This window comes from Corynebacterium sp. 2571A (assembly GCF_055700935.1).
The window spans coordinates 292718-319632 of sequence record NZ_JASTTE010000002.1 but is presented as its reverse complement, the minus strand read 5'-3'; the positions used below and the strand labels follow the sequence as shown (position 1 = coordinate 319632).

The window sequence follows — 26915 nt, the reverse complement described above, 5'->3', positions numbered from 1 at the left end:
GGGCTCGTTTTCGGTTCGGGGGATCGCTGGGTTTTCAGTGGGTTTCCGCTGGGTTACAGCGCCACAGAAAAATGTTAACTGCGAACATCTTAAACGAATCCCGCTCACTTCCGCAGGGTTGTGGATTTAGTCCGCACCCGTTTTCGCAAGCGTGCACAGGGTGGAACACGTGGGCTAGGCAAAGCGCTAGACTTGTGCGCATGCCTTTCGTCAGAAACTACCGGCGCTACCGCGCGGATACCGTGCTCCACCGGTCCCTCGACGATTTCTGCCACGCCGCGCTCACCCCCGGTATCCAAGTCATTGGTTACGAGGACGCGCTGTTGGAGCTGATGGTGGTCGACCGGCAGGCGGCCACCACCATCGTGGTCTTCCACGCCGCCGCCGACCCGGCGACGACGAGCCTCCCGCTGTTCGTGGGCCAGCAGCTGACCGAGAACCTGGACGCCAATCTTATTTTTGTCTCCGACCCGATGCTGGGGCGCAGCACCGCCATCGGCTGGTTCACTGGCTCGCCCTCCCTGCCCCTGCAGGACGACTTGGTCCGGGCCATCGACCACATCCAGGACGGGCTCGGCAACGCAGAAAACCTCATCTTCTACGGCTCCTCCGCCGGGGCCTTCGCCGCGTTGTACTACTCCCACCGCTTCCCCGGGTCCCTGGCCATCGTGGCGAACCCGCAGACCACCATCGCCGGCTACTACCCCGGCCACGTTCAGGCTTTCCTGGACAGCAGCTGGGCGGGCGCGCCAATCGAGGACATCCCCGCGGTCACTGACGTCACCCCGCTCTACTCTGAGTCCTTCCCGAATCACGTGGCCTACCTGCAGTGCAGTGAGGACGAGCTGCACCTGACCGAACACTGCCGGCCTTGGAAGGACGCTACCGCCGACCACGCCGCGCGCCGCCGCTTCCTGGTCGGCGACTGGGGCCCGGGGCATGCCCCGCCCCCGTTTTATCTCCTCCAGGGAATTTTAGAATTCGCCGTCTCTTTGGGCGGGCAGTGGGACGAACTGCTGGCCGACGACATGTTCAGCGACAGCATCACAGATTAGCTGGGCTGGTTGGCTTTGAAGTCCCGCCAGTAGCGCAAAAACTCGGCGTTGGCCTCCTCGTCCTCGGCCGTGTAAAACTCGATGCCGGCCTGGTCCAGCCCCGCGGTCAGCGTGGCGTGCAGCGGCTCCGGGTAATTGCGGTACATCCGCCCGTCTGCCTTACGCATGAAGTCAAAATCCATGCCCCGCACGTCGCGCACGATCTGCTGGCTGAACCCGCGCACCAGCTGCCGGGCCAGGTCGGGGCGCCCCAGCCAGCTCAAGTACATCGCGGTCAGGTCCGTGGTGAAGTTGTCGCCGAACGTGAAATAAGGCTCCGCCGGCATCTCGATGCGCGGTAGCCTCACCGCCGTGCCCGCCGACGCCAGCACCGCCTCGACGAGCGCCCGCTTGCGCACCAGCTTCTCCTCGCGGGGCCCCGCCAGCGACTGCAAGGAATCCGCCAGCAGCTCCGGCGCGTTGTGTGCGAGCACCAAGACCGTGCCGGCCTCGGTCAGGCCCAGCGTCGGCGCCGCGTTCGTCATCCCCGCCGCCGCAAACGGCGGGAACGTGAAGTTATTCTCATAGGCGCTGCCCCGCTTAAACCTGGTCGATTCCAGGATGGAGCCAAAAGAGCAGTACTCCGCGCGCGTCGTGGCCGCGGTCAGCAGGGTCCCCAGGCCGATAAACGACCACGAGTTCGCCCGCAGCGGGGTGCGCACCACGTTGGTCTCCACGCGGATTGGGTCGAAGCGCTGAAAGAACTCCCGCTCGCGGCTAAACCTCCCGCCGAAATCCAACGAGACCAACTCATGGTCTGCCGGCAGCAGGTAGCGCGCCGCCAGCGAGTCAAACCCGCCGGAAAAGTTCAGCACCACCTTGCCGTTGGCAGGTTCCGCCGCCCCACCCGGCGCGGTCCCCTCCCCGCCGGCTGCACCTTCGGCGTTGACCTCGGCCTGCGTCCACTCGGCTATCGCCTCCCGCACCCCCGTGGAGACCTCGAAGCCGAAATCGATGCGCTCGAAGTTCTTCCCCGTCAGCGTCGATAGCGCCAAGGCCAGGCAATCACCCGTGACCGCGACGTCACGATTAAACGCGAAGCTCACCCGCACCGGGCGTTGCGCCCGCGACGGAAACAGGCGCCACAGCTGCTCCGGGCCCCATTCCGGCGGCCCCGGCAGGTCCGTCTGCACCACCAGGGCCCGCTTGGTCCACGTGTGCGGGTGAAAACTAATCCGAGAAGTCACCCCTCTAATCTACCTGCCAGAACCCACGCGTTCTGCCTTCACAATACGAATCCAGAAAACCTCGACTGCCTGGCGATTTGTGTTATTCGGAGGTTTCCTAATATAGTTATGTCTCGTTGCGGCGAGCAGTCGTTGCAGCGAATGGATATTCCTCCATAGCTCAGTTGGCAGAGCATTCGACTGTTAATCGAAGGGTCACTGGTTCGAGCCCAGTTGGAGGAGCAATTTCATAGCCCCCGTTGACCAGCAACAACGCTGGCCATCGGGGGTTTTCGTGTTTTTCGGGTTAGGTATCTTTTGGGCGCTTTTGGCCTATTTTTGGGCCTTTTGTCGTGGAATTGTCGTGGGATTTGGCGTGGCGACCACTTCCCTAGCGTGACCAGATCCATAGTCCAATAGCCCTACATGTCTATCGGGTAGACTCTAGGATGAGGGTAGAAGAAAACGAAAGGACTGGAGGAAAAATGATTAATTTCGAATACGGCACTATCAATGCGTGGAACGCCAGGAAGGCGGATCAGGTGCTGGCCAAGCGTGGCGGCGGCCCGATGGGGGCACACAAGCAGCTGGCGAGGTGGGCTAGCGCCTGGACGGGCGATAGTGGCGTGAAGGGTGTGCTGGTGTCGCCTGACGGGGCGGTAGTGGGAGAAACCGGGCAGGCCGGGGGAACCTGGGTAGTCACCAAGGAGACAAAGAAGAAATACAATCTGGGCTCCACGGCGCTGGACATGGTGCAGGGCGGCCTGGTGCAGGCCCTCGGTTTTGAACCTATCCACATCAAGGCCTACGAAATTACTACGCCGTCTCAGGAGGAACCCCCGCTGGTGCGTGAAGTGCGCGAGGAGCGAGAGCGCCTGGCAGATCTCCAATTCAAGCTGGAGCTTGACCAGCGCATGCTGCATGAGCGGGTCGCTCACCTGGCACACTCCAGGAAGGTGCCGGTCGCGCAGCTGGCCCGCGCTGCGGGGGTGACGCGGCAGACGGTCTATTCCTGGATGGGTGATTTTCCGCTGCTCGGCGAGTACGATTAATTGCAGGCATCCAGCCCTCCCCGCTGCGGTGGGGATGAGCCTTTATTGTATTCGACGGATGCCACTTCCCCGCTTCGGCGGGGATTTTTCTTTGTGGCGAACGCCACACAAAAATAGATGTCTACCAACTAGACAGTAGGTAGATGATCGACTACTATTAGTAGTACAGGCAAGGGAAAAGTTCCCGGCCACGATACAAGGGAGATATTCCACATGCGATACGAAACCTGCAATGAGGCCATCCAGCGCGAAATCATCGAGGTTATGGGCGAATACGCCAACCAGCACGACATCGACGCCATCGCCGACCAGGTCATTACCACCGACGGGGAGGGCATCGCCAAGCGATTCATCCTCCGCCAGGACGTTGACTTCTGGGAGATTGTCGCAGGTCACGCACTGTAATCCCGCTGCCCCGCCTAGCCCCCCCCACAGCGGAGGGCTAGACGGGAAGGCGCATAAACCACACAACATACACAGCCATACATAAGACTGGAGACCACAATGACCATCATCATTTCCGCAGAAAAGGCCGGTTTCACTCACGAGGTTACGGGTGAGTCGCTGGAGGAGCTGCGCAAGCAGCTTATCGACGAGGCCCTGGACGCGGGCAAAATCATGGATGATTGGGCCGACCAGGTGCAGGCGGTCTACCCGCTGGACGAGTCCGAGCTGGACGAGGACGAGGCCCCGCTTACCCCGCGCCCTCTGGACGAGGACTTGCTGGAGGCCCTAGCCTGCCACGTGTGGGACGTGCCCGCCGTCATGTGGGACGAGGGCGGGGAAGAACCAATTTCGCGTGGTGACCTGCAAGCCACCCAGCACTTACTAGGTCTGGACACCAACAACATGGCCCGCACGCTAGGGGTGGCACGTCGCACCTACGCACGGTGGGTGGCTGGCACCGCCCCTATCCCCCTGGCTATCAGTGGCGGTGTACGAGATATTCTAGACCGCCTCCTGGATGACGCGGACACACTCGCAGACATGAATGAGAGCGGCACCATCCTCATCTACCCCTCCGAGGAGGATGAGCAGCAGCTGGATGGACGGTCTCTGGAGTGGGAGCGGGCGGCCTGCCGACTCGCCATGGCCATGCACGGGGTGACACTGCACCTAGGGGATGAAGTGTGACGAGCACCATACAAACATAGATGTCTACCAGCTAGACAACCGCCGGGGTATCGACTAATATGGGTATCACAGGCAAGGGAAAAGTTCCCGGCCACAAAGGTCAGAAAGGGCCCACACCATGAAAAACGAACTTTACAGCACCACCGACTACTACATCATCCGGGAGACTCGCCCCCGCAAAGAGCGCGGCAAAACCTGGGGGGCCCGGCCTCTACGCATTCCACAACAGCAGCATCACCCCCAAAAACGTTTTCCGCCCCTACGCTGACGAAGCCGAAGCCATCGCCGCTTGCGACGAGCTCCAAGCAGAGTGGGATGTAGAACGGGCAGCCATCCGCGCAGAAATCGCCGCCGAAGAAAAAGCCGAAGAAGAACGCCGTCAACTCATCGCAGAAAAAGGCCCACTCGCCACCCCGCGCCAGGTCTCCTACATCATGGCACTTATTGACCAGGGCGCACGCCTCGAAGGCGGCTTCTACTACGGCCCCACCACCCGCGAGGAAGTGGGAAAAATGTCCAAAAAAGAAGCCTCCCTGTACATCACCTCCCTGAAGGGCGACTACTAAAAAAGGGCATGAAAAAAGACCCCCACCACGAGGGCGGGGGTCAACGTTACTCCGTGTCTGGGTAGGTACTTATTTTCCACTCCGGGTAGGTCATCATCGGTGGGGGCGGCAGGGTGATGTTCTTCTCCACTGCCCAGAACTGCAGCTTGCGCCAGTACGCTGCGACATAAAGCTGGTATTCATGGTGGATTTTGTCTTTCTCCCGCAGCTCACCAACCTCGTTATCGAGGCGTTGAATCGTCTTCTCTAACCGGTCGAGGCGGCGGGCATCGCTAGCCTCGTCGGCGGCGATGGCGTCCTGCTTATGCTTATTGAGCGCCTTGCTGGCCGCACCAATGATGCCGCCGTAGTTTTCTGCCGCCTTGGAGAATAGTCCGCTCACGAAGGCGAGGATGATAGCGACGGAAAGAAAGAAGCCCAGCGGGCTCTTAGAACCGGATAAGAACGTAAGTATTTCGTCAATCTGCACTATGCTCCTTCCGGTTCTCGGTGACCGCCATGCGGACACTGAGCGACCATGCGATGACCCCCCAGATAAACGCGGCGGACAAATAAAGGGTGAGATAGCGCCAGTCATCCACCGTGTCGTCTAGGTAAACGTCATCAACGACCATAAGGGCGAAGGCGACGTAGATCGCCGCTGATAGCGTTGCTCCTCCCCTCGTAATTCGGTCCCTCCCAATGACGAGACCAGTAGCGGTAATCGCGGCGGCGAGGATACAGGCTAGGCCCCATGCGAAGGGCGGGCCGATGCTATCAATCTCGAATATGCCGATCCCTGAGCGAGTGTCACCGAATAGGTAGTCCAAGCCCCGTGACGTCATTTGGAGCGCTAGCGCGGCGATGATGAGTCGAAGGGTGCGGGTCATGACTACTCCCCTGCGGTGGTGGGGCCGTTGTAGACCGGTAGGGTGGCGGGGGTTTCTGCTGATTCGCGGCGTTCCGCTTGGCCTGCTAGGCGTGGGGCCATGGACGGGGTGACACCGTCAACAGTGAGGCGGTTGACTAGGGTGGTGACGAAGAAACCGATACCGCCCACAAGGATGATTGTCCATTCCGGCGCGTCCGCCAGGTAGACCGGAAGAACACCAGCTACCCACGCGACGGCCTGCAAGATGAGCATGATGGTTCCCTTATATCTCCGCCACCACGGCTGCTCCTGGAGTTCCACCGCGACAGCTTCTGCCACGTGCTCCGACACGGTCGTGAAAATCGGTTTCTTGTAATGCTTACCCATTATTTCTTCCTCCGCTTCAGTTCGTCTACGTCTGCTTGAATCTGCGCGAGCTGGTAGCGGATACTAGCCACCGCATCTACCAACGTGAGGTCGCGGCCTTGGCTATCCTGCCCTAATTGAGGCCAGCCGTTACCCGATGGTCCCCTTAATTGCGTCCAAATTTCTTGAATTGCGTCAAATTGCGGAGTGAAAAACCCCGTGATGTAGTCAGTGAAATACTTAGTGGTCAGCACATTCTGCTCCTTCGGTTTCGGCTTCTGCGCCGCCGGTGGTGTGGTTTTCTTCGCCCCACCGGTGGGGTTGTCGTACCACCACTGGGCGCGCCGCATGTAGGTGGTGTGGTCCTCGCCTCCGACGTCCAGCTGGTGGGGGCAGGAGGTGGAGGTGAACTGTGAGTGGGGAAAGACGTTTCGGCCCCACTGCGGTCGGCCGAGCTTGTACGCGTGACACAGGGCAGCGACGAGGTGGGCGCCTTCTTCGATGGTCTTGTCGGAGATTTGCCAGCGCGGCGGGCCGGAAATATTCGCGTGCTCGATACCAATCGAGCGGGCGTTAACATCAGCGTTTGCCGCGTGCCAGGCGGTGTCCCAGTCATTGACGAGCTGACCGATCGTCCCGTCCGCCTCCACCTGGTAGTGGGCGCTCGCTTCGCGGCTGTTATTCCATAGGTCACGCACCTGTTCAGACGACCATCGGTTTGCGGCGTTGTGGTGGATAATGATCCGGTCAATCGGCCGGGCGCGCCCCTTCGTGAGACGATGTCCACCAACCAGCGCGTACTTATCAGGTTCTAGAGTCTCCCAGTCCTTCATGCTTTGACCTCCTGGAATAGCGAGTGGGCGGCATCTGGGGCCCAGTCTTCTTGTGAGGTGTGGCCCTGAATGACGCGGTATCGGCGGCCCTCGTAGAGGATTTCTTCACCGGCGAGGTAGGAAACGCCGGGCCGCCATGTGGGCTGGGTGGCCTCCGCGTCCTCGGTGGTGTCATCGCTGGTCTCGTCCTCGGCTGGGGTGATGTCCTCCCAGATACGGCCGTCGAGCGACAGTGTGTTTGGTTCCCAGTGGTTGAGGCCCTTGTGCGTCGAGCGAACAATCCGCCCCTCGTAACGCACGATATCGCCTTCGCGGTACATAGCAGAATGATCGGTTCCCGGGTTGACCCATTCTGGCACGTCGCTAACGTCCTCGGGCAGCGCCTCCGCGTCAGTCAGCGCATCGGGCATCGGGAGCTTTCCTTCGTCCTGCAGCACCTTGACTACCTCGGCCTGCGCCTCCCGTCGGGGTTGTTCCTCCCCGTACATCCAGCGCATGAGGTTAGCAAACTCGGCGTTGTCGAGGGCCTGAATACTGTCTTTAATCGTGTCCATAGTCGTGTCCTTCCTGGGCGCTTCCGCCCATGAAAATAGCCCCCAACCAGGCGCGGTCAGGAGCTAAATGTTGATTGTTACAGGGGAATGAATATGACGCGGGCGGAGGCTGTGCCATACTGCGCGTCCAAAATAATCTTGTCCGGAGCGGTGATCTCCACAATCGCGATAGGGGCTAGTGTCGTACTCACGTCGAAATAGTCTCCGCGATCCCCAGCCTTTCCGGGGCGGACAATCATCCTCACGCTATCTGCGGTTGCGTAACCGACCGTGAGGTAAGTGCCGGGTGCCATGGGGACATAGTAGGGTGCTCCACCCACCCCGTCTTGGTCTATGAGGTCCAGCCAGCCGGTGTCTTGCGCCCCGGTCAGTGTGGTCGGGGCCGGGGTAATGCGCGTGATTTTCTTAAGCGGCATGGTGCACCGCCTTACCTGCTAGGCGGCTCGCCAAATACCGAGTCCCCACCCGTAGGTAAAGCCCTGCTTGGTGACCACGCCCGCCTGGTTGATAGCTAAGCGCGGGGTGAATGTGTCGGTCATTTCGGCAGATATAGGGATATAGGTCTGCTTCGCGGGGGCGAATCCCTTGGGGAGCGTAATATCGTCTTCTATCGACCCCAAAACTCGGAATTCGACCCACTGGCCGGTTTTTGTAGCTTCCCAACCCTGGCCAGAGATTGTGGTCGACAAATCGACTTTTCTTAGCGGCATCTAGACCACCGCCAGGATGGTGTGTGTGTTACTGGTCATTGTTTTCACTCCCAAATATAGACATTCCCCGTATCGAGCACATGCACATAGTCACCTTTTCGCAGGCCAGACAGGGTCTGCGCCTCGCCCTCAGTCCTGACCGTGACGGAATTGTAGGGGGAGGAGGCCAAGCGGGCGTTAAGCTCCTTCTGCGACACCTCGCCGGCCTCACCCCGCGGGCCGGTAAGCGACGGGGAGGTTTTTCCATTGACGGTGAGCTTGTCGCCGTCCCACGAGGTGGAATCGGCTATCTGTGCGGCACGGTCAGCATCAGCCTTAGCGCTCGCGGCACTACCCGCCGCCTGTGACGCCGACTCAGCAGCAGACGACGCCGACTCAGCCGACTGGTTGGCATCCCGTTGCGCCGCCTCCCTGGAGGCCAGCGCTTCCCTGGAATACATTGCCGCGTTATCCTCCGCCGTGGTCGCGGCCTGCGCCGACTCAGCAGCAGACGACGCCGATGAGGCGGCCCCGCTAGCGGACTTGTCCGCTGCTGTAGCTGACGTGGCCGCCTCCTGCGCCTGCTGGCGGGCCTGCGCCACAGAGGCCACCACCTCAGCGCGGATAGCGTCGGCCTGCGACGGGGAAAAATCAGCCCACGACTCGTCGCCAAGGCGCACCGCCTCAGCAATCGTGGACATGCCCTCCTGCACCAGGAGGGGCACGTGTTCTTGGGGGCCGGTAGCGTGCACCACCACCAAATAGGCAGGCCCGGGCTCAATGTGCACCTCGAACTCGCCGTTTTTCACCTCCACCCGCCGGGTCTCCGGCACCACCACACGCGTACCAGACACACGCCCCCGCGGAGCACGCACCCACACCTCACTAGCCGTCGACGGCTCAGCCGTCACATCAACAAGTGTCCCCTGCAAAACAGGCATAATCAGTCATCTCCTAAACAACCCATGAAATATTCACATTGCCGCCGTCCACCTGGCGCTGGTACTCGCCAGAGTGGTCACACATCGCCTCGACGGCGATTTCCACACCTGCCTCCAATTCCTTCTCCGCCGCTAGGGTCATGGTGCGGCGCCCATTACCCGCCGGGCCGAGCGGCCCGATAGAACTACGGGAGATACTCTCCAGCTGAGTCGAGCCACCATCCCCGTAGGCCATAATGCGAATTGCATACAACGCCCCCCTGTGGGCGTTCAGCCATGTCAGGTCCACGTTAATCGCGTAGGTCGAGGCGGTGGGGGTCGTGAATCGCGGCGCCACCGAGTTATATTCCTGGTCGGCGGTCTGTGATTCGATAGTCAATCTGCGGCTGCGAGCGCGGCCATCATCGACCCGGTAGTGGACAATAGCCGACGGGGCGCTAGACCCCTCCGAGAGGAGGAAGCGCCGTTGGGCGCCGACGTCCACGGACATCGTTCTGAATATGTACTCGCGGCTCTCCCCACTTCCCCTGGTCACGGTCAAATCTACGATGGCTTTGCCCACCCAGGAACCCTCAGCGACGAGAAAGTGTTTGTAAGCGCCGAAGCCGTAGGGTTCGAGCTCCCGGTCCCACATCCCGTCACCCGGGGCGCCGACCTGCCACACCGATCCAGACACCGCCGCAAGCTGCGACCGCAGACTATCCAGCTGGCGGGTCATCGACTCAATCAACTCCGCCTGATCCTGCGCCGACGAATCCACCGCGTCATTGATTTCTTCTTGCTGGCGGTTGACACGCTGCTGCTGCCCCCACAGCCTCGTGTTCAAATCAAGGTAAGCAGGAAGCAGCCCCGGCTTCGGGTCCTCCCCCTGCTCCTTCAGCTGCCCATTCAGTGCTCCCAGCTGCTCCACAAGCGTCTTCCCCGACGCACCGGGACCCCCAAGCGCCTCACGCACGTCTTGGGCGTCAGCCGCCGCAGAATCAGCCGTAGACTGAGCACGCGACGCAGCCCGAGACACCACACCAACATCCTTAAGCCGCTCCCGCCGCTCCACGGCAATAGCACGCTTCTGCTCTAAAACATCGCGATCCAGCGCCTCCAAATCGGCAAGCACCTGGCCGCCAACCTTCACCGACGGGGCCGTCCCCTCCCAGGACACTTCCGTCACCAGCTGACCAGGCAAAATACGACCCCACAGGCGAACCGGTACCCGGTCCCCTAAACGGAAATCAACGCCCGGAACCTGGCGTCCTAATCCACGACCACTAATCACAGTCTCAACGAACGCGTCCCCGCCAGTACGGTTAGCGGCACTATCCAGCACCTGCTCAGTCGTGGACGTTCCGTTTACCGCGTCAATCTGAATATCCGACCGGGTAAAACGACGCTCCGACCGGCCCGGAGACTTCCCCGGCAGCTTCGCCACATAGCCGAAAACACGGTCATCCGGCAGGTCTTTCTCCGGCCCGTCGAAATCCTCCGGCCACTCCACCGAGCGCTCACCATAAGCAAACGCCGCCAGGCGGCGAACAAGCCGCAGCTGACCACCGTCAGCAACTAGGGGTGCAACATCTACCATGGTCTAGCCCTCCTCTATTTGCTGCACGCGCACCACAGCCACGGGGTGTGGGAATTCTTTCTTTGATACGTTTTTTCGGTCAGAGTCCCGCACCAGAACGGTCTCATCGCCAGGCCACCACAAATCCACGTTGATATTCACGCCAGCTAGCCGGGCCGACTCATCTACCGTCGGCAAAACCAGATCATCTTCAACACGGATCATCACTTCCGGCGACGTACGTCCCGTCGAGGTCATATCAACCACCATGTGAGGGTCAGCAGTCCAGCCCATGTGCGAGTTCACCGCGTCCAGCGAGTCCTGTATTAGATTCTGAATCGTCGGCTCCGCCGGCCCGTTCACCGTGTACCCGTCCGCTCGGGTTGCCATCTCCACCAGGGATAATTCACGCGCCCTGTCATATTTCTCGACGCCGGCGTCACCCGTTTCGGTAGACCACTGTCCCCTCCACGATTCTGGGATAGACGGGCATGGCCACGCCTCCAGCAAAGACAAAAGCCCAGCAGCCTCTACCGACAGAGACTCCGGGGCACGCTGCCCCTCCGCGTCCAGATATGGGATGAAAAACGCCTGCCGGTATCCTTCACGCGCCACGCAGATAGACCGGGCAACGTCGTTCTTAGCGCGGAAATAACCCCGCTCATCAAACACGCCTAAATCCTCAGCCACCAGTTCATCCACGGCCAGGGACACACGGCTTCCACTATCCCGCCCGGGTAGGGTAAGCGAGACCTCCGGGGCGGCAAGGCGAGTTTCCGTTTCCTGAAAAGACGTTGGCTCCAGCTCCGCGATAGGCTCCCAATCCTCATTCAGCAGCCCAATCCACTGCCCACGGTCGCGAATCACCTGCTTAACAGTGGTTTGTACGGACTTCCAGTCTGTAGCCAATTTTTCTACCTCCCCGTAGACGCGTTGAGCCTACCTAGGACACCACCAACGCTGCTAAAACGCCTTAAAACGGCTTCTAGCGCTACAACTTTCGTATGAAATTATGGTCAAAAGATGGGGGCGGGCCACACCCCACGGTTTTTAGGCCCACGGGTCATCAACCCGCTCATTAAAAAGCACCGAAGCCCCGTCAGGCACGACAAACTCACGCACCTGCCCCGGCGGTACCGGCTCAGGAAACACACGAGACCGCAACTCGCCCCACAGCGATCTATCGAGCACACCATCATCATCAACGACAGCGCACGACTCACCAGGGTCAAGAAGAAGAGTCCGAGGCTCCGGAACCGTAGGCAATATAAATGTTGCACCAGACGGCAGGCGAACACTACCGCCCCGCTGCCAACGGATAGACACCCACGCCTCATGGTCACCAGCGTTCACCACTCGAACCACAGGGCCAGGGCGCGAGGACTTCCGCAACCACGCCGCACCATCCGGCGCGACCACCGACTGCGAAAACTCCTCATACCCCTCCGCGTCCAAACTGGGCAAGCTCGGCACCACCGACTCCAACCGCAGGCGCAGGCTCAACGAGTCCTTCCCGTCAGCAACGTGCAAACTACAATCTCGGTGCTTCGACCAGGCGCGCCGCCACGCAGACATCACATCATCAATCGTGCCGACTCGGCTGCCGTCCGGACGATGGTCAGAAACCACCAATTCCAAGCTGCCAGCCACCCGGCCCTCATCGTCAGCCTGCAAATCAACCGGCTCAGCCCGAAAAAACACGCCCGCGTGCTCCCAGGAAGTCAACGGCCACACAGAGCCGTCCACACCAAACAAAGTGAACTCCCTCACCAGACCATCTCCTTACCTAGTCGCACCAGACATAACTGCAGCAGCACCCGGCTTAGCCGGAGCCTCCAGCTTCCGGACACGAGCATCAATCGACGGAATCTGCTGCAGTGCATCCAACATCCCGTCCACCTGCTCACGCGTATACGTATCCTGCTGCGGAATAGTGATCTCCACGACCTGCTTCTCACCACGGGCCACGCCCATGTACTCGCGAGCGCGGCCAGCTTCAAACTGGGCGAGCAGCTTGTTCGCCGCCTTAATCGCCGGGTTCTCCTCGCGGTGATACTCAGCCGCATGCTTCGCCGACGACTCCGCAGACCGCAGGGCCTCAATCTCGGCGGTCAGCTCACCCACACGCTTCTGGAACTCCACGTAGAGCTTATTCTGCTCAATCTTCTGCTCCAGCTGCTTACGCTGCTGCTCAATCTCCTGCAGCTGCAGCTGCTCCTGGTACTCCCACTGCTTACGCTCCAGCTCACCGTAACCAGCGTTCTTCACCGCGTTAGAAGCAGAATCACCATACCCGAAAAAGCCCATAGCACCAGTGCCCTTAACAACACCGGAACCTGCGCCCTTACCGGCCGCCTCACGCTCAGCGATCAGGCGGTCAAGCTCCTTAATCCGCTTCGCATCAGCCGCCCCAGCACCAGTCAGCCAGTACGACAAACGCCAGAAATTCTTACCAATCTGCGACTGGACGCCAGCCTTCTCCTCGTACAGCTTACGAGTATTCATCGCCTGCAGCGCCTGGCCCTGAGACAAGCCCAGCTCCGACGACATCAACGCAAGATTTTGCGTCATTGTCGCCAGATTCTGCTGCACCTGAATCAAATTCAGCGCAGCCTTCTGCTGCTCCCACGACGCCTGCAAAGCAGCCAACGATGCTTCACGCTGCGACGCCAACGCGTTCAGCTTCGCCGCGTTGACCTCGGCCTCAAGCGCCAGAATCTCCGGGGTGACCACCGTAGCCAAATTCAACCGGTCAACAATCCCCTGATACTCAGCCCACCGGTACCGGTCGTACGCCAACGACAAGTCCTTGAGGTTCAGCTGTGCAGCTCGGGCGACGCGTTCCCGCTCAGCCTGAAGCGCAGCCTCAGCCTCAGCCACCGACTTCACACCGGTCAGCTGGGCACGCACCACATCAGCCTGAGCACGCCGCGTCTTCCACGTAGCGTCACGCAAAGACACCTGCGCCTCAGCCCACTGAACACGCAGCTCCACAATCTTCTGCTTCATGTCATCGATAGTCTTAGCCCACTCATACTGAGTGTTCAGGGCATCGACCATCAGCTTGTGAGCAGCGGCCTGAGAGGTGAAGATCTTGGCGACAAAATCACCAATCGTCGTCAAAATCGACTTCACAGTCGAAATAAACGTCTTCACACCCTGCACGGCCATCCCGACAGACACACCAGCCGGGCCGGCAGCAGCAGCAAGACCAGCCAAAGCCTGCGACACCTGCGGTACCTGTGCGGTCGCCGCAGCAGCCTGAGACAACGCCCCGTGAATCTGCGGAGCCACGTCAAAGACCTTCATGTCCAAAGCGGCAGCAGACTTCCGGCGCGCCTCAGTAAGCTCCTGCTCGGCCTTCACGACCTGCTCATTAGCCTTCGCCACATCATCAGCACGCTTCTCCGCGTCCTTCGCAGTGGACTCATCCACCTCCTTACGCACATCGGCCAGCTTCTTCTCGGACTCAGCGAGCTTGTCAGCGTCATTCGCGGCCCGGGCGTCAGCGACCGCCTTTTCCGCTTCCTCCAGCTTCTTCTTATTCTCTTCCGACATGCCGGAAGCCGCAGCATCCGCAGCTTCCCCGGCAGCCTTCCGGGCCTCCTCCAAGGCCTTCTCTTTGTCCGCGATGTCCGCCAGGCGCTGCGCGTGACCGTCGCGAGCCTCCACCAGCTCCTTCTCGGCAGAAACCAAGGTAGACACCGTAGACGACAAGCCTGGCATGTCCAGCATCCCCAGAATCTCGCCCACCTGGGTGGCCCCAGCACGGGCGATAATCCCTTCGATGCTCTTTGGGTCGGCGGCCTTTTGAATCTGCTTCGTCAGTTCCTGCACGGCCTTGACCAGCTCATCCTGCGAGAAACCACGCGGGCCTGACCACACACCACCAGCAGCAAAACCCACACCGTTACCGGCGCGGCCTCCACTTGCAGCACGGTTCATCGCGGCCACGGCAGCAGGGCCCCCGACCGCCCGCGTCCACTCCGGCACCATGATGGACTCCCCACCAGACAGGGCCAGGGCCCCACCTGTCGGAGATACGAACCGGTGAATATCACGTCCAGGGGTAAACCCTGGCAGGACACCACCACGGGCGTACCCGTGCCCATGACCCCACATGGTGGTCAGGTCGTCACCGTAACGGCTCCTGTAGTACCGCAGCGCCGCAACCATATTCGCCTGCGGGTCAGTCCGGTCGTTCGGCAGCTCCGGGTCACGGTGGGCGGCAAACGTCCCCGGAATAATCTGCAACAGGCCCTGACCGGCACTAGCACCAGTGCCGTTAACGTCAACGATCTCCTGGTTACGGTCAGGAATACCACCAGACTCGGACTGAATCTGAGCAAGCATCGCGTTCACCTGCGCCGGGTCATCAGCATTAAAGCCCGTACGACGCATCGCCCACATAGCCATTTCGCGCCAGGACTCCGCGTTGCCGGATTGACCGCCCGCTCCGAAGAACGAGCCAATCTTCTCCTTCACAAAATCCCACGCAGACGCAGCCAACTTCTTCAGCATCTCAGCCGGCAAACGACCAATCAAACCACTGGTGGCAGCCCCGTCGAACTTCGGCAACTTATCAATGATGCCATCCCAAATACCCTTGACCATGGCACCTAGGTTGAAACCACCGCCGCCACCTTCTGCGCCCGGCAGGTACTCACCCAGGATAGAAGCCAGCGTGTACTTGTACGGAAAATAACCATTCTCCGAACCCCACGCCGAACCACCAAGTAGGACGCCGTCACCGGACCGGGACTCAGCATTGAGCCCGGACAGCGTACCGGCCATGTGGTCGGCAGAAACGCCCACCGTAACCGGTCCACTTAGACCCGGTTTAAAGCCCCAAGTGCCCGGATTAGCGATAAGCGAATTCGTGTTAAAAAGACGACCGCTACGACCGTCATTACCATTAAGCTCATGGACGATGCCCGACCACAGGCCGGAGCAGTCCCAGCTCGGGTTACCGACGCCGCCCCACTGGTAGGGCTTGCCAGCCTCCCGACGCATAAACGCCAGAGCACGCTGGATAGCCGCAGACTGGTTCTCCTTGCGGTCAGTGTCACCGTTCGGGAAAAGCCCGCCATCCTTGAAAGCGAGAACTCCTCCGTCAGCGCGGCGCTGAACAGAGCCAGGGTCAGACCCCAGCAGTTTTCGGACACCATTGACACCACCGCTAATCGCGGCCTTATTCATCGCGTCAATCGCGGCCTTACCGCCCATGGCGCGCACCCACTCAGGGCGCATAATGGCCTCACCACCGGACAGGTCAACTCGCCCGCCAGTGGGGGAATAAAACTGGTGAACGTCCTGTCCTGGGGTGTACCCAGGAAGCACACCACCACGGGCGTAAGCCCCGAGCTTGCCTAGATTGGCGGGCTGTAGTTCATCCAAACCAGTGAACTTCGAGACCGCATTCCACGCCTTACGGATACCGTTGTTGTAGACGGTCTCCACGACGAATCGGGCCGGCTTAGCGGTAATCCGCTTGATACGATTCCAAATCGTCTCAATGGCCCCAACAACCGTGTTAAACCAGCCCTTCAACGTATCCAGGCCAGACTGGATCCCGCCGAAAACATTATCAACGATGAAATCCTTCACCCGGCCGAAAAGACGGCCCATGCCATCCCACTTACCGCGGATCCAATCAACGACAGGGTTGATCACGCTTTCCCACAGCCAGTTCAAGGCGGATGCGAACGAGTCGACCACGGGCTTCAGCAGGTTGTCGTAAACCCAGCGGAAAGTGTTACCAACAGCGTGGAACGCGGCCTTAACCCGGTCAAAGACGGGCATCAGGACGGTGCCCCACAGCCAATTCGCCGCGCCCGCGAGAGCATCCCACGCAGGCTTAATCACGTTAGCCCACACCCACTGGATGCTATTACCAACAGCGTGAAAACCGTCCTTCACGAACTGGAACACCTGCTGCAACATTGGCCACAGAGTCTCCATGGCGAACGCCACAACAGCGCTCCAGGCCGGCTTAATTACGTTCTCCCACGCCCACTGAATACCCGTGGACAGGGCCTTCCACGCCAACAGAATCGGAGTAAACACAAGCGTCAGCAGGACTTGGGCAACCTGCTGGCCAACCTCGGCCAGGGCATTGAATACCGGCTGGATAACGTTTTCCCACGCCCACTGAATCGCCGTATACAGCACGTTCCACGCGCCAACGACAACGTCCCGGATAAGCCCAGCAACCGCTGACAAGGTAGGCATCAACGAGGACATCAAGAACCCAACAAACTGGCCAAGGCGCTCAATCAGCGGGGCAATAGCGTTCTCCACCAGCCAGCGGAACCCCTCCGCCAGCCACGAAATAACCTTCGCCACACCCTCGATGACCTTCACAGCCCCCAAGAAAGCGCCAACCAGGACGCCTCCAACGATGCCGGCCAGCACTTTGAGTACCGGCACCAGAACCGGGGCGAGGAAATCCCACAGCTGTTTCACCGCGCTGAAAAACGCCTGCAGCATGGTAAGCACAGCCCCACCAAGGGCCTTACCGACCTCCATGAGGGCGCCGAAAACATTCTGCAGTGCCTCCCACAGCGAGGACAAAGCCCCGGACAGGGAATCGCGTAGAAACCCTCCAATCCACGCAAGGGCCGGCTGCAGACTATCCCACATACCCTGGGCAAATTCTTTCACCGCTTCCCAGGTGTTGGCCACGACGTCACGCACACCCAGCAGGGACTGCACCAGGTGGGAGGACTCATCACCCAAACCGAACAGGCCACTCTTACCGGAGAACTCTCCGGCAAACAAGAGGCTAAAAACATCCTCAACGGCCTGTTTCACCTGGCCAAAAACATCCTTAATCCGGTCAACACCGGCTTTAAGCGAGTCAACGAACCCAGACCACAGCTTCCGCCCGACCTCAGTTTTGGTAAAAAACAGGGCCAGAGCCGCGATAACAGCACCAATCGCCGCGGCCACAGCAAGCGCGGGGGCAATCGCGGCAGCCTGGGCTGTCACGTACCCCCACATCGACGTTTCAGCAGCTACAGCAGCAGCAGAAATAGAAGCAAAAATCGGGGCCACGGAACCCAAAACAAAAATACCACCAGCCAGAGTTGCCGCAGCTCCAGCCAGCGCCATAAACACCTTCGGGTGTTCACCGATCTTCTCAGCGACACGGCCAGCCAAATCAGCCAGGTCAGCCATCACTGGCAGAAGCGCCGTGCCGATTACTTCCTTCGCGTCATCCAGCTTCGCGGTAGCCACCTGCTGCTTATGGGCAGCGGTATCCACTTCACGGGCAAACTGGCCTTGAGCCGAGGCGGTCTGCTCTGTCAGCATGGCCAGAAGCTCCTGGGCCTCAGCCTGCTTCAGCGCCTCACCCTCAAGATTGTTCAGCCCCTTAGCAGCAAGACGAGCGTTCACGTCCGCCTTCTTGATAGACACGCCATACTTCTCGATTGGGTCAGCCTCACCACGCAGAAGCGCGTTCACCGACTCAATCGCGTCCTTGGTCGTGCCGCCGAACGTCGCCGACAAGTCCGAGGCAACCTCAACCAAATCTTGAGTCCGGTCGGTGACCTCCTTCATCGGCATGCCCATGTTCTTCAGCATCGCGCCGGTCAACGAAGACAGCTCACGATACTCGCGGCCAGACAGGCCAACAGCATCCGCCGCCTGCTTCGACTTCTGAGTAATCACATCAGCGTGACGTCCAAAAATCGACTCCACAGCACCGTATGACTGCTCAGCTTCCGAAGCATAGGCCACAGACACACCGGCCAGGCCGCTAATCGCCCCACCGACGACAGCCGCGTGAACCTTCAGCTTCTCAGCCGCACTAACCAGACCAGACCCGACTTTCTCAGCAGAGGCCTTAAACGTATCCAGCTTCGACGCGGCCTTCTGCCCCTCGGACGCGGAATTCTTCTGCGCCCGCGCCAAATCATCCGCGGCCTTCTCCGCACGAGATGCAGCAGTCGCGGACTCTAGCTGAGCATCCGCAAGCGCTTCCTCCGCCGCCGTAGTCTTATCCGACTGCGACTTCAGCGATGCTCGCGCACGAAGAAGAGTCTCCTCCTTCTTCGACACGTCCGACGCGCCCTTACTCCGGGCATCCGTGATCTTCTGCTCAGCCTTCGCCAGCTGCTCAGCCGACGCGGTACCCGACTTCGCCAGGTCAGCGTACGAATCTAGAGCGTCATCAACCGCTTTCGCGTGCTTGCGCTGGGCTGCCTCAACATCGTTCGCGGCTCGCTCCACCCGCTTTTGCGCCGCCTCATTCTTCAGGGTTTCCTGCTCCAGCTTCGACTGAGCAGACGACAGCTCCTCCGTCGCCCGCTTTTGCCGATACTGGGCCTTCTCAACCCGGTCAGAAAGCTGCTCAATATTCTTACCGACACCCTTTTCTAGGGCCTCGCCGGCGCTCTTGGAGGCCTTCGACAGTGGCTTCGAGATATCCTTCTCAATCTGCTGAGAAATCCCGTCGAAGCTCGGAATCACCGGCAGCATCGCGTAACCGACTGCAGCCATAGTGCAAACCTCCTAAGAATTGTTACGCCGCGCCCTCTCCCTGGCGCCGCGCATAATCGCCTTTTTCTTTTCTTCCTTCTCGCGAGCACGCCGCACATCCTCACGCCACGTACGCAAATAGTGCGGCTTCTCAGAAAACATGGCGAAAATATCCGACTGGATAAGAACATCCTGCGGGACGTAGTCCACACCCCGATAGGCCGCCCAAAACCGAGACCCAAACATCGGTAAGTCATCCACAATGAGCAGCAGACGCCGCAGAGTTAACCGAGACTCGCCGCCACCCGGTCGGTAAAAATCACGATAATCAACCCCGCGCTCCCACAGGTCAAGTTCCACCGCGTCCTCATGCTCCAGGACGGCAGGGAGTAGGGCTAGCCTTCCCCCAGGCCAGCCGCCTCCTGATACGCAGTGAAGACGACCTCCATCATCTGATTAGTCGTCATCCCCGCGGCGCGCAGCTGGCGCCACTGAAGGTCACCAAGAATCGACTTCATCATCAGGCCGTACTTGCCCTCTTCGTAAGCGATGTAGGCCTCAGCGTCCGCGTCCAGGATATTCGCCGGGGCCTCAAGATTAATCTCGGCGCCGTTGATTTCAACGTTAAAAGTCACAACGTCAGTGCCTTGGGCTTCTGCCTTGGCCGGCGACTTCGCGGTAGTCTTTTTTGCTTCTGCCATTAGTCTAGTCCCTTCTCTCATGACAAAAGCCCCGGAGTTTCCGGGGCCAAAAACTGGTAGTCCTTTACTTAAAAATTCTTAGGGAGGGCGGCGCGGGGAGAAAGGACTAGAAAAACGTCCCCAACACCGCCCATGCCAAAACCCGCCTAAGAAGTCTACAACGGGGAATTCTCCTCATCAGATGCCGACGGGTCGTCGTCCTGAGTGCCATGCTCAGGCCCACCCGACGGCTCTTCCTCCGGTGAGGCTACCGAGGGGTTTTCGAGAGTCTCCGGGGTGATGACACCATCCGGCTTACCCTCACCGACCTGGTAGTTGTCCTCATTCTCGGTGATTTCAGCCTGCGGAACAATAACCTTCGGAGTGATATCCACCAAGGTGCCGTCCTCCTGAACCTTGAACATGACCTTCTCGAAGATGACCTTGTCACCATCTGGGCGGAAACCAACCGTGACGGTCTTACCCGCCGGGGTCTCATTACGGCCCAGAGTCTCAATACGGTGCGTCGCCGGGATACGAGACACACGAACCTCAATCACACCGTCTTCACGCACGTTGACGTACGCGGTCTGAAGCATCGCGACCTTCGAGGTATGACGCTCCAGCCGGACGTTGTTCTTCACGACCGCGTCCGGGAAAGCGATGTAGTCAGTGACATCATTATCGGACAGGACTTCGTACTGACCGGTGACATCGCCCGGCTTGAAACGACGAGCCAGAACACCACGGCCCTTACCGGAGACAGTCTCCTCCTCCATGCCGCGGGAAATCTGAAGCTCAGAATCATCCACCAGGATACCGACCGTATGCCACTCCGGTCCGAACAGGCCATTGTCACCAATCTTGGCGTCCGGGTCGAGCGAGACCAGAACCTCCTGGTCGGTCAACGGCAGGACGTCATTAGAGTCATACTTGACAGCCATTTACTTTCTTCCTCCTATGATTATGCGTGGCTTAGCCACGCGATACGTAGCCGAAGAGACAAACCCCCCGACTTTTGAATCCGGGGACACAAAAAGCCCCGCCCCCGGTTGAACGGCCATGAAATGGCCAGACATCGGCGACAGCAAAAAACCATCAACCGCACGCCCAATCTTCGACACCTGCGACTTCACCGCACCATGCACCGTCACGCGGATAGTCTCCCGCGTCCACCCACGCGACGTCACCGGCGTGCCATCAGATTGAACAGTCACATGAAGACCTTTGGCTGGTGACCACTTCTCCGGGAGAAAAGCAGACACCATGCCAGGGTTGCTTAAAGCCCGGCCCAGAAGGTCAATAATCTCACGCTCAGCATCATCTTGCACTCTCATCAACGACGCCCCTTATAACGCGTGACCTCCAGGCCAACCTCAGCCGCCGCGCTAGTGAGAACACCATGCTTAGCCTGCCGAGGCAGACCCGACGGATGATAAATACCAACGATCGAATGCGGGCGCCCAGTATTCGACGTGCCGTTACGAACCCGGACTGGCACGTCATCTGGGACTTTCGGCCGCGCACGCTCACCAACTGCCTTACCTGCCGCCTCCACCTGGGGGCGGACAAGCTCCGCAACCTTGGCGAACTCTTTCTTATTGAGGCGAAAAGTCGGTTTACCAGCCTTAGCCATCTAAGCCTCCTTTCGCTCAATCAAAAATCGCGTACGCGGGGCGTGACGGGGATTAACGGGGCGACGCCCGACTGACCAATCAAACGGGACGTTGGTCACGACGTACTCAACGCCGCGGCACTGCACGGTCTCACCCTCACGGATTTCCGTCCCGCCAGGGGCCAGCACCTCCAACGTCGTCGCGTGACCGTCCCACACACCACCGCCGTCAATATCCGACTGGCCCCGCAAACCAACGACGCAATCGGATATTTCACGGGAGTCCGGGGCCGCGACCAGGTCGCCATACCGGTCAAGCGTGGGCTTCCCAGTCACCAAGAGAATCTCACTCACGGCGACCACCTTTCCGGCCACCGTCGAGGCGCCGGGAAACGTCCACGCGGCCGCTCCCCTAACAGCCCCAACAGTCGAAGAAGATCATCGGTCAGCCGCACGCCGCCCCACGAGACTGAGTCCACGTCAGAAAACGTGATGCTGTCCGACTGGGGGCCTGTTGTAGACGACACCGACCGAACCCCAGCGTTCCCGCCCACCAGCACTGACGCCGAGACCATCTCAAGCACAGCCCGGCGCGCCGCCGGAGCTAGCCACGGGACTGAGTCAAGCTCCGCAGCAAACGACCGACCGGCTTTGGCGAAAGCCACATCAATCAACTCCACCGCGTCCTGAATCAGCACCTCAAGACGATCTTTTTCATCAGTACTCAACTGGCGCGGTAGTCGGCTGGCGACAAAGCCAGCATCAATATCCAGCACGGCCAACCTCCAATCAACCGCTAGCGAGTCGCCGCGATAAGCTCCTTCTTCGACAAGCCCTTAGTCACGATGCCCTGCGCCTCCGCGTACTTACGCCATTCATCAAGAGATGCAGCCTTGGCTGGGCGAGGAACATCACCCTTGCCAGGTTTATCCGCGGGCTTGCCTTCCTCGGCGGGTTTCTCTACCGGTTTACGTGCAGCTGGCTTCTTTTCAGCCTTGTCAGGCACGTGAGAAACAGCACCGCAGCTGTCCAACCACCGAGCCGTTTCATCATCCACCTCAACGACAGCGCCCGGAGAATACAACTTATCCTCCGGACTCCAATGCTTCGCTAACGTGACCTTAACCATTAGGCGATACCGGTCAGCTTAACGACAGCCTTCGGATTATCCACCGCGATAGCGCGCTTACGCACCAGGTCAGAACGCCAGGACATGGTCGGGCCACCAAGCTCAGACTGGCCACCCTCAGAGTACAGAGGAGTTGCGGTCAAAGGCATGGTGTCGGACTTGAAGCCAACACCCTGCGCCTCAAAGATGTATGCCGTGCCCGGCTCAATCAGACGCGAGGTAGCCACACGCAGAGTACCGAACAGCTCCGTGTCACGCAGTCCACCAAAGATGGAATCACCATTCTGGTTCAGGAAGATTGGGTTATCCAGAGCAGCGGCACCAATGTAGTACTTCTGCATCTGCTCGTTACGAATCAGCTTCGTGTAAGAAGCTGGGTGCAGCAGGATGGTGTTCGGATCATAGTCGAACTGGCGGTTCAGGTCATCACCCTCATGGGCGGACTGGACCAGCTCCACAGCATCAAAAACATCCTTGACGGGGTCGCCACCGGTCCATGGTGCGGAAGCCTGCAGCTCAGGCACCTTAGCGGACTCAAACACACCCAGTACCGCGTTAATACCGTGACGAATAACGGTCTTTTCCAGGGCCTGAATGTGGCGGTTAACCTGGTCAACCTTATTCTCGTTGCGCATCTCGTAAGAAATGCGGATAGCCTCACCGGACTTAATGCCGTAAGCAGCACGCAGTGGGCCAAGCTCCGGAGCGGACACAGGAATCTCACCGAACTCGGCGATTTCCTCAGCATCATCAGCAAGATACTCTGCTGCGGCCTCGCGGAAAGCCACAACACCCTTATTCGCCTCAGCCTGGCGGAAGAACAGGTCCTCCAGGAACTGGCCCTGAAGGCCATCAACAACACGCTGAGGGATGAAGGTCGGGTCCTCCATCATCTCGGACACGGTCAGCTTCGGGCCATCGTAGGCGCTAGTAATAAGCTCACTCATTCTTATTTCTCCTTCTTAGAAAAGTTGGGTTAGACCGCAGGTGCCGGAGCAATAACAGGGGTCACGAGGGTGGTACGCACGTTCTTGCCGTCACCATTGCGGGCGGCAAGACCTACAAGAAGGGAACCAGAGGTGGATACCTTGCCATCAGCAGCGGCATAGATTGGGGTGCCCTGCTTAATATCAGCGGCGTCACCATTAACCTCAAGCGGCACGGTAGCCGGGCCGATGTGAACGGCAACAATTCCCGGCGCGCCGAGCGCCAGGGTGTTTTCCGGCTGCTCATCCTTAGGGGCAGAGGCATTCTCGGTTACGGCACCAAACACGGGGCCTTCAGCAGCGGCGTGCTTAACACCGTTCTCGCCTACCTGAACGAGACGGAACTTAGTGACGTCTTCTTCGGCCTTGTAGCTAATCGGGCCGGAACGGAAAGTCGGGTTAGACATTACTTCTTCTCCTTAGTGAAAGTTCTTACGGGTCAGGAAACCAACCTTGTCGGCCTTTGCACGCACGGTCTTAGCCTCATCTGGCTCCGTATCCTTGCCGTAGCCAATCTCCGCACGCGGGATAGTGCCAGCAGGGTTAGAACCGTAGATGTCACGAGCAGCCTCAGCGTCACGCTTCATCGCCGCAATCGCCTTAGCACGACGGGCAGCGGAAATACGGCCTTCCTTAATCCAGCCATCCACCTCAGCAACGAGGCTTGCTTCCTTCTGCTCTTCCATCGCTTTCCAACCGTGCTGCGCAGCAGCCTTCAGCTCAGCGTAGGTTTCAGCATCCAGGGTGACAGTGTCCTCTGCTGGTGCGGCAGGTTCCGGGGCAGTCTCCTGTGTGGTTTCTTCCTCAGTGTTAGCCGCGGCCTTCACCATGACAGGAACGGTCAGCTCTACCGGTTCACCAGAACCACCGTTAACAGCAACAGTGAACTGAACCTCAGTGTCTGGTTCAACATTCGACGGGGCGGTCACCTTGAGCACGCCAGTGTCCTCGGCAACTTCACCAGACCAACCATCCGGCGTGCCGGTCAACTCGAACGTGACACCAGCGGGCACGTCCTCATTCGGCGCAACCTGAACTTCACCAGTGGGAACAACAGTATTGTTCTCCGGGTAGGTCAGGTCAACAGTGGCGGTCACAGTAACCTCCTCATTAAAAAAGCCGGACAGCTTCTCACGAAGCACATCCGGCTCAACACCCAATTCCTGGGCTAGATTCTTGATGCTCATCGCATCTCCTTCCTGCCCATCACTGGGCATAGTGTTTTCTGGCGCCGATTCCGACCGGCAACCAATCGTCGGTGGCGGAGCCGCAGCCCGGGTTTCAATCTCAGGAACACCACGCCCCCCAGCGTGGCTAGCGAACCGCGACCGCCCCGAAGCCATCACCGCGTGACGCTTCTCAGCACGCGCCGACTTCTCCAGCTCATCAACAGCATCCGCCAAACCAGCCTCCACAGCCTGCTCAGCGGTAAACGTGGTGTCCTTCTTCATAAGCTCACGCCAATACTCAGGCTCCTGACCTGTCTTCTCGGCGTAGATAGTCGCGAGGTTGTCTGTAATCTGATTCAAGTCGGAGGCAAGCTGCGCCATCTCTTCCGAATTGCCCATCCCCTGCGACCACGCCCCGTGAATAAGCAGGCTCGAATTAGGCGACATGATAAGACGGTCAGCACCACCGACGGCAATAAACGACGCGGCAGACGCTGCCATACCATCCACGTACACCGTCACCACATCCGAATACCGGCGTAGCGCATTAAGGATTGAGATTCCCGCGTAAACATCACCACCAAATGAATCGACGCGGACAGTCACCGGACCATCCGCGTCATTCAACTGACTAACGATGTCTTTCGCCTGAACCTCAAACCCAATATCTCCGTAGATAAGGATTTCGTTCACCGGATTCACTCCCTAGGTTCTTCAACGGTTTTAACGTCAATAGGTATCTCGTCCTGAGAACTCAACGTGACACCCATCTGCTCTTCAAGCTGTTGACGCTGCTTCTTAGACTCCAGAGCGTCGGTCAGTTTCTGCTTTGGTGGCAGCGTGTACCGGCGGCGCAGGTCCTCCTCTAGGTCCTTATCCCCAAGGATGAGGCCAGCGTTCTTCAAACCAGCAAGGTCACCGGCGCTAATTTCCTTCTTAGAGGCAATTGGGTCGAACGAAATACGCGGCATCAAACCAGTGTGCTCCGGGAACGCCACCCGGACGAGGTCTTCAACAATGTGCTGAGTCGCGACATCAGCCAGCCACTCCGCTGTCGTCTGCAGCGACTGAATAAACAGGTCAGACTGTGTCTCCGCCAGGGCGTAGGAGCCTCCCTTGCCCTCAAGGTTCAGGAAGTGAGCCAGCACACTCTTAGCAATCATGCTGTCGTGGTAATTAATCGCCTCACGGGGCGAAACTAACTGCCCCGACGTGCCCAGCAACTGCAACTTCGCACCCGTTGGAATAGACGCACCAGAGTGAACACCAGCACGAAAACCCTCAACAATGGACTGACCATCCTTAAGGTCCTTATCCGGGTCAGCCGCCACATCCGAACCGGTATACACCGGCACACCCATGCCGTTTCGGTCAAGAGTGTTCAGTTCCAGCCGGAGCAGAGAGTCCCGTAGCTTCCAATGCTTATACGCCGGACGCAGCACCGACTTCCCCGTCCACTGCGACCCCTCATCATCAAAGACGTAAGCCACAAGACGATCCACCGGCATGACACGCGCCTCATCTACACGGGAACTAGACCCCAACGGTGTCTGCCGAATCGACGCCAAACCACCATCATCATCCACGTTGATTTGGTCAATCGTGCCCGGCCAACGAGGAGCAAGCTTCACCAAATGCTCACGCCCATCCAGGCCAGGCTCATACACCTGCTCGAAGAACATGTGCCCAAACTGCATGGCCTTCAACGCCTGCTCCAGGTGCTTCTCCCACGACACACGACCAGTGCGCGGCGCGAACGGCTTATTCGGATCTTCCCCCTTCGCCCGCAGCCGCAGGTCCTCACATACCGCGGCAACAATCTCATCCGGCGCACCATTCGGCTCCACAAACCACGTCGCCCGCCGAATCGGCAGGGTCACCGCACGAAGCACCGACGTAACCTGAGCATCCTCACGGCCCATCTTCGCAAACACCTTAGCGGAATGAGGGAACCGAAGCTCCCAATTATCCTCAGCCAAAGCATAATTACGGGTGGCCCGCGCATGGCCAACCTCACGCACATTCAAAACAGACATGCCGGCCACCTCC

26 protein-coding genes and 1 tRNA gene are annotated in these 26915 nt (G+C 59.4%); 6 read left to right on the top strand and 21 right to left on the bottom strand.

The genetic code is table 11. The annotated features are described in order from the left end of the window. The first annotated feature begins 200 nt into the window (after positions 1 to 200). A complete protein-coding gene (locus QQS53_RS04970; protein WP_472774802.1) occupies positions 201 to 1055 on the top strand; it encodes a hypothetical protein in 855 nt (284 codons plus the stop codon). On the opposite strand, the gene QQS53_RS04965 is transcribed toward QQS53_RS04970, so the two are convergent. Next, positions 1052 to 2281: a hypothetical protein gene (locus QQS53_RS04965; protein WP_472774801.1), complete on the bottom strand. Its 1230-nt coding sequence runs from the start codon at positions 2279 to 2281 to the stop codon at positions 1052 to 1054. The two genes, QQS53_RS04970 and QQS53_RS04965, sit on opposite strands and share 4 nt — an antisense overlap. 149 nt (positions 2282 to 2430) lie before the next feature. Between QQS53_RS04965 and QQS53_RS04960 the strand changes: the two genes are divergently transcribed. From QQS53_RS04960 to QQS53_RS04940, 5 genes are all read left to right on the top strand, one after another. After that, a tRNA-Asn gene (locus tag QQS53_RS04960) sits at positions 2431 to 2503 on the top strand. A 242-nt stretch (positions 2504 to 2745) separates the two neighbouring features. After that, positions 2746 to 3312 carry a hypothetical protein gene (locus tag QQS53_RS04955; RefSeq protein WP_472774800.1) on the top strand — a complete coding sequence of 189 codons (567 nt, stop codon included), beginning with the start codon at positions 2746 to 2748 and terminating at the stop codon, positions 3310 to 3312. Positions 3313 to 3525: 213 nt separating this feature from the next. Beyond that, a complete protein-coding gene (locus QQS53_RS04950; RefSeq protein WP_472774799.1) occupies positions 3526 to 3717 on the top strand; it encodes a hypothetical protein in 192 nt (63 codons plus the stop codon). A gap of 99 nt (positions 3718 to 3816) precedes the next feature. After that, positions 3817 to 4446 (top strand): hypothetical protein, encoded by a 630-nt coding sequence (locus tag QQS53_RS04945; RefSeq protein WP_472774798.1) that lies wholly within the window; start codon positions 3817 to 3819, stop codon positions 4444 to 4446. 434 nt (positions 4447 to 4880) lie between these two features. Continuing rightward, positions 4881 to 5012, top strand: coding sequence for a hypothetical protein (locus tag QQS53_RS04940; protein ID WP_472774797.1), 132 nt, complete (start codon positions 4881 to 4883; stop codon positions 5010 to 5012). A gap of 46 nt (positions 5013 to 5058) precedes the next feature. Here the strand turns inward: QQS53_RS04940 and QQS53_RS04935 are convergent, their stop codons facing one another. From QQS53_RS04935 to QQS53_RS04840, 20 genes are all read right to left on the bottom strand, one after another. Then, entirely contained in the window at positions 5059 to 5481 is a 423-nt protein-coding gene (locus QQS53_RS04935; protein WP_472772791.1) for a hypothetical protein, read from the bottom strand. Further along, positions 5471 to 5881 (bottom strand): hypothetical protein, encoded by a 411-nt coding sequence (locus QQS53_RS04930; protein WP_472774796.1) that lies wholly within the window; start codon positions 5879 to 5881, stop codon positions 5471 to 5473. Before QQS53_RS04930 ends, QQS53_RS04935 begins: the two co-directional genes overlap by 11 nt. A 2-nt stretch (positions 5882 to 5883) precedes the next feature. After that, a complete protein-coding gene (locus QQS53_RS04925; protein ID WP_472774795.1) occupies positions 5884 to 6249 on the bottom strand; it encodes a hypothetical protein in 366 nt (121 codons plus the stop codon). Then, entirely contained in the window at positions 6249 to 7061 is an 813-nt protein-coding gene (locus QQS53_RS04920; protein WP_472774794.1) for a peptidoglycan recognition protein family protein, read from the bottom strand. Before QQS53_RS04920 ends, QQS53_RS04925 begins: the two co-directional genes overlap by 1 nt. Next, positions 7058 to 7615, bottom strand: a complete 558-nt coding sequence (locus QQS53_RS04915) for a carbohydrate-binding protein (RefSeq protein WP_472774793.1) — start codon at positions 7613 to 7615, stop codon at positions 7058 to 7060. Before QQS53_RS04915 ends, QQS53_RS04920 begins: the two co-directional genes overlap by 4 nt. Positions 7616 to 7692: 77 nt before the next feature. Next, on the bottom strand, positions 7693 to 8031 hold the full coding sequence (locus QQS53_RS04910; RefSeq protein ID WP_472774792.1) for a hypothetical protein: 339 nt from the start codon (positions 8029 to 8031) through the stop codon (positions 7693 to 7695). A gap of 338 nt (positions 8032 to 8369) precedes the next feature. Next, positions 8370 to 9158 (bottom strand): hypothetical protein, encoded by a 789-nt coding sequence (locus QQS53_RS04905; protein ID WP_472774791.1) that lies wholly within the window; start codon positions 9156 to 9158, stop codon positions 8370 to 8372. Positions 9159 to 9258: 100 nt separating this feature from the next. After that, complete coding sequence (locus QQS53_RS04900) at positions 9259 to 10824, bottom strand: hypothetical protein (protein ID WP_472774790.1); 1566 nt, start codon at positions 10822 to 10824, stop codon at positions 9259 to 9261. 3 nt (positions 10825 to 10827) lie between these two features. Beyond that, positions 10828 to 11712, bottom strand: coding sequence for a hypothetical protein (locus QQS53_RS04895; protein WP_472774789.1), 885 nt, complete (start codon positions 11710 to 11712; stop codon positions 10828 to 10830). Positions 11713 to 12585: 873 nt separating this feature from the next. After that, positions 12586 to 19308: a hypothetical protein gene (locus QQS53_RS04890; RefSeq protein WP_472774788.1), complete on the bottom strand. Its 6723-nt coding sequence runs from the start codon at positions 19306 to 19308 to the stop codon at positions 12586 to 12588. Positions 19309 to 19320: 12 nt separating this feature from the next. Continuing rightward, positions 19321 to 19647: a hypothetical protein gene (locus QQS53_RS04885; protein WP_472774787.1), complete on the bottom strand. Its 327-nt coding sequence runs from the start codon at positions 19645 to 19647 to the stop codon at positions 19321 to 19323. A gap of 35 nt (positions 19648 to 19682) precedes the next feature. Beyond that, the gene (locus QQS53_RS04880; RefSeq protein ID WP_472774786.1) at positions 19683 to 19988 is read right to left on the bottom strand and encodes a hypothetical protein; all 306 of its coding nucleotides are present in this window, start codon (positions 19986 to 19988) and stop codon (positions 19683 to 19685) included. 155 nt (positions 19989 to 20143) lie between these two features. Continuing rightward, entirely contained in the window at positions 20144 to 20911 is a 768-nt protein-coding gene (locus QQS53_RS04875; RefSeq protein WP_472774785.1) for a hypothetical protein, read from the bottom strand. Continuing rightward, entirely contained in the window at positions 20912 to 21304 is a 393-nt protein-coding gene (locus tag QQS53_RS04870; RefSeq protein WP_472774784.1) for a hypothetical protein, read from the bottom strand. A gap of 628 nt (positions 21305 to 21932) precedes the next feature. Next, the gene (locus QQS53_RS04865) at positions 21933 to 22358 is read right to left on the bottom strand and encodes a Gp19/Gp15/Gp42 family protein (protein ID WP_472774783.1); all 426 of its coding nucleotides are present in this window, start codon (positions 22356 to 22358) and stop codon (positions 21933 to 21935) included. Between the two features lie 20 nt (positions 22359 to 22378). Next, positions 22379 to 22711, bottom strand: a complete 333-nt coding sequence (locus QQS53_RS04860; RefSeq protein ID WP_472774782.1) for a hypothetical protein — start codon at positions 22709 to 22711, stop codon at positions 22379 to 22381. Continuing rightward, positions 22711 to 23658 (bottom strand): phage major capsid protein, encoded by a 948-nt coding sequence (locus tag QQS53_RS04855; RefSeq protein WP_472774781.1) that lies wholly within the window; start codon positions 23656 to 23658, stop codon positions 22711 to 22713. Before QQS53_RS04855 ends, QQS53_RS04860 begins: the two co-directional genes overlap by 1 nt. Positions 23659 to 23687: 29 nt before the next feature. Continuing rightward, a complete protein-coding gene (locus tag QQS53_RS04850; RefSeq protein WP_472774780.1) occupies positions 23688 to 24104 on the bottom strand; it encodes a hypothetical protein in 417 nt (138 codons plus the stop codon). Positions 24105 to 24116: 12 nt separating this feature from the next. Then, a complete protein-coding gene (locus QQS53_RS04845) occupies positions 24117 to 25559 on the bottom strand; it encodes a head maturation protease, ClpP-related (protein ID WP_472774779.1) in 1443 nt (480 codons plus the stop codon). Between the two features lie 5 nt (positions 25560 to 25564). Next, positions 25565 to 26902, bottom strand: a complete 1338-nt coding sequence (locus QQS53_RS04840) for a phage portal protein family protein (protein ID WP_472774778.1) — start codon at positions 26900 to 26902, stop codon at positions 25565 to 25567. Positions 26903 to 26915 lie beyond the last annotated feature (13 nt).

Bases quoted from the DNA above. Each gene is read 5' to 3' on its own strand.
- QQS53_RS04970 (WP_472774802.1), top strand. From the start codon at position 201: ATGCCTTTCGTCAGAAACTACCGGCGCTACCGCGCGGATACCGTGCTC.
- QQS53_RS04955 (WP_472774800.1), top strand. From the start codon at position 2,746: ATGATTAATTTCGAATACGGCACTATCAATGCGTGGAACGCCAGGAAG.
- QQS53_RS04950 (WP_472774799.1), top strand. From the start codon at position 3,526: ATGCGATACGAAACCTGCAATGAGGCCATCCAGCGCGAAATCATCGAG.
- QQS53_RS04945 (WP_472774798.1), top strand. From the start codon at position 3,817: ATGACCATCATCATTTCCGCAGAAAAGGCCGGTTTCACTCACGAGGTT.
- QQS53_RS04940 (WP_472774797.1), top strand. From the start codon at position 4,881: ATGGCACTTATTGACCAGGGCGCACGCCTCGAAGGCGGCTTCTACTAC.
- QQS53_RS04930 (WP_472774796.1), bottom strand. From the start codon at position 5,881: ATGACCCGCACCCTTCGACTCATCATCGCCGCGCTAGCGCTCCAAATG.
- QQS53_RS04925 (WP_472774795.1), bottom strand. From the start codon at position 6,249: ATGGGTAAGCATTACAAGAAACCGATTTTCACGACCGTGTCGGAGCAC.
- QQS53_RS04920 (WP_472774794.1), bottom strand. From the start codon at position 7,061: ATGAAGGACTGGGAGACTCTAGAACCTGATAAGTACGCGCTGGTTGGT.
- QQS53_RS04915 (WP_472774793.1), bottom strand. From the start codon at position 7,615: ATGGACACGATTAAAGACAGTATTCAGGCCCTCGACAACGCCGAGTTT.
- QQS53_RS04910 (WP_472774792.1), bottom strand. From the start codon at position 8,031: ATGCCGCTTAAGAAAATCACGCGCATTACCCCGGCCCCGACCACACTG.
- QQS53_RS04900 (WP_472774790.1), bottom strand. From the start codon at position 10,824: ATGGTAGATGTTGCACCCCTAGTTGCTGACGGTGGTCAGCTGCGGCTT.
- QQS53_RS04890 (WP_472774788.1), bottom strand. From the start codon at position 19,308: ATGGCTGCAGTCGGTTACGCGATGCTGCCGGTGATTCCGAGCTTCGAC.
- QQS53_RS04880 (WP_472774786.1), bottom strand. From the start codon at position 19,988: ATGGCAGAAGCAAAAAAGACTACCGCGAAGTCGCCGGCCAAGGCAGAA.
- QQS53_RS04875 (WP_472774785.1), bottom strand. From the start codon at position 20,911: ATGGCTGTCAAGTATGACTCTAATGACGTCCTGCCGTTGACCGACCAG.
- QQS53_RS04870 (WP_472774784.1), bottom strand. From the start codon at position 21,304: ATGAGAGTGCAAGATGATGCTGAGCGTGAGATTATTGACCTTCTGGGC.
- QQS53_RS04860 (WP_472774782.1), bottom strand. From the start codon at position 22,711: ATGGTTAAGGTCACGTTAGCGAAGCATTGGAGTCCGGAGGATAAGTTG.
- QQS53_RS04855 (WP_472774781.1), bottom strand. From the start codon at position 23,658: ATGAGTGAGCTTATTACTAGCGCCTACGATGGCCCGAAGCTGACCGTG.
- QQS53_RS04850 (WP_472774780.1), bottom strand. From the start codon at position 24,104: ATGTCTAACCCGACTTTCCGTTCCGGCCCGATTAGCTACAAGGCCGAA.
- QQS53_RS04840 (WP_472774778.1), bottom strand. From the start codon at position 26,902: ATGTCTGTTTTGAATGTGCGTGAGGTTGGCCATGCGCGGGCCACCCGT.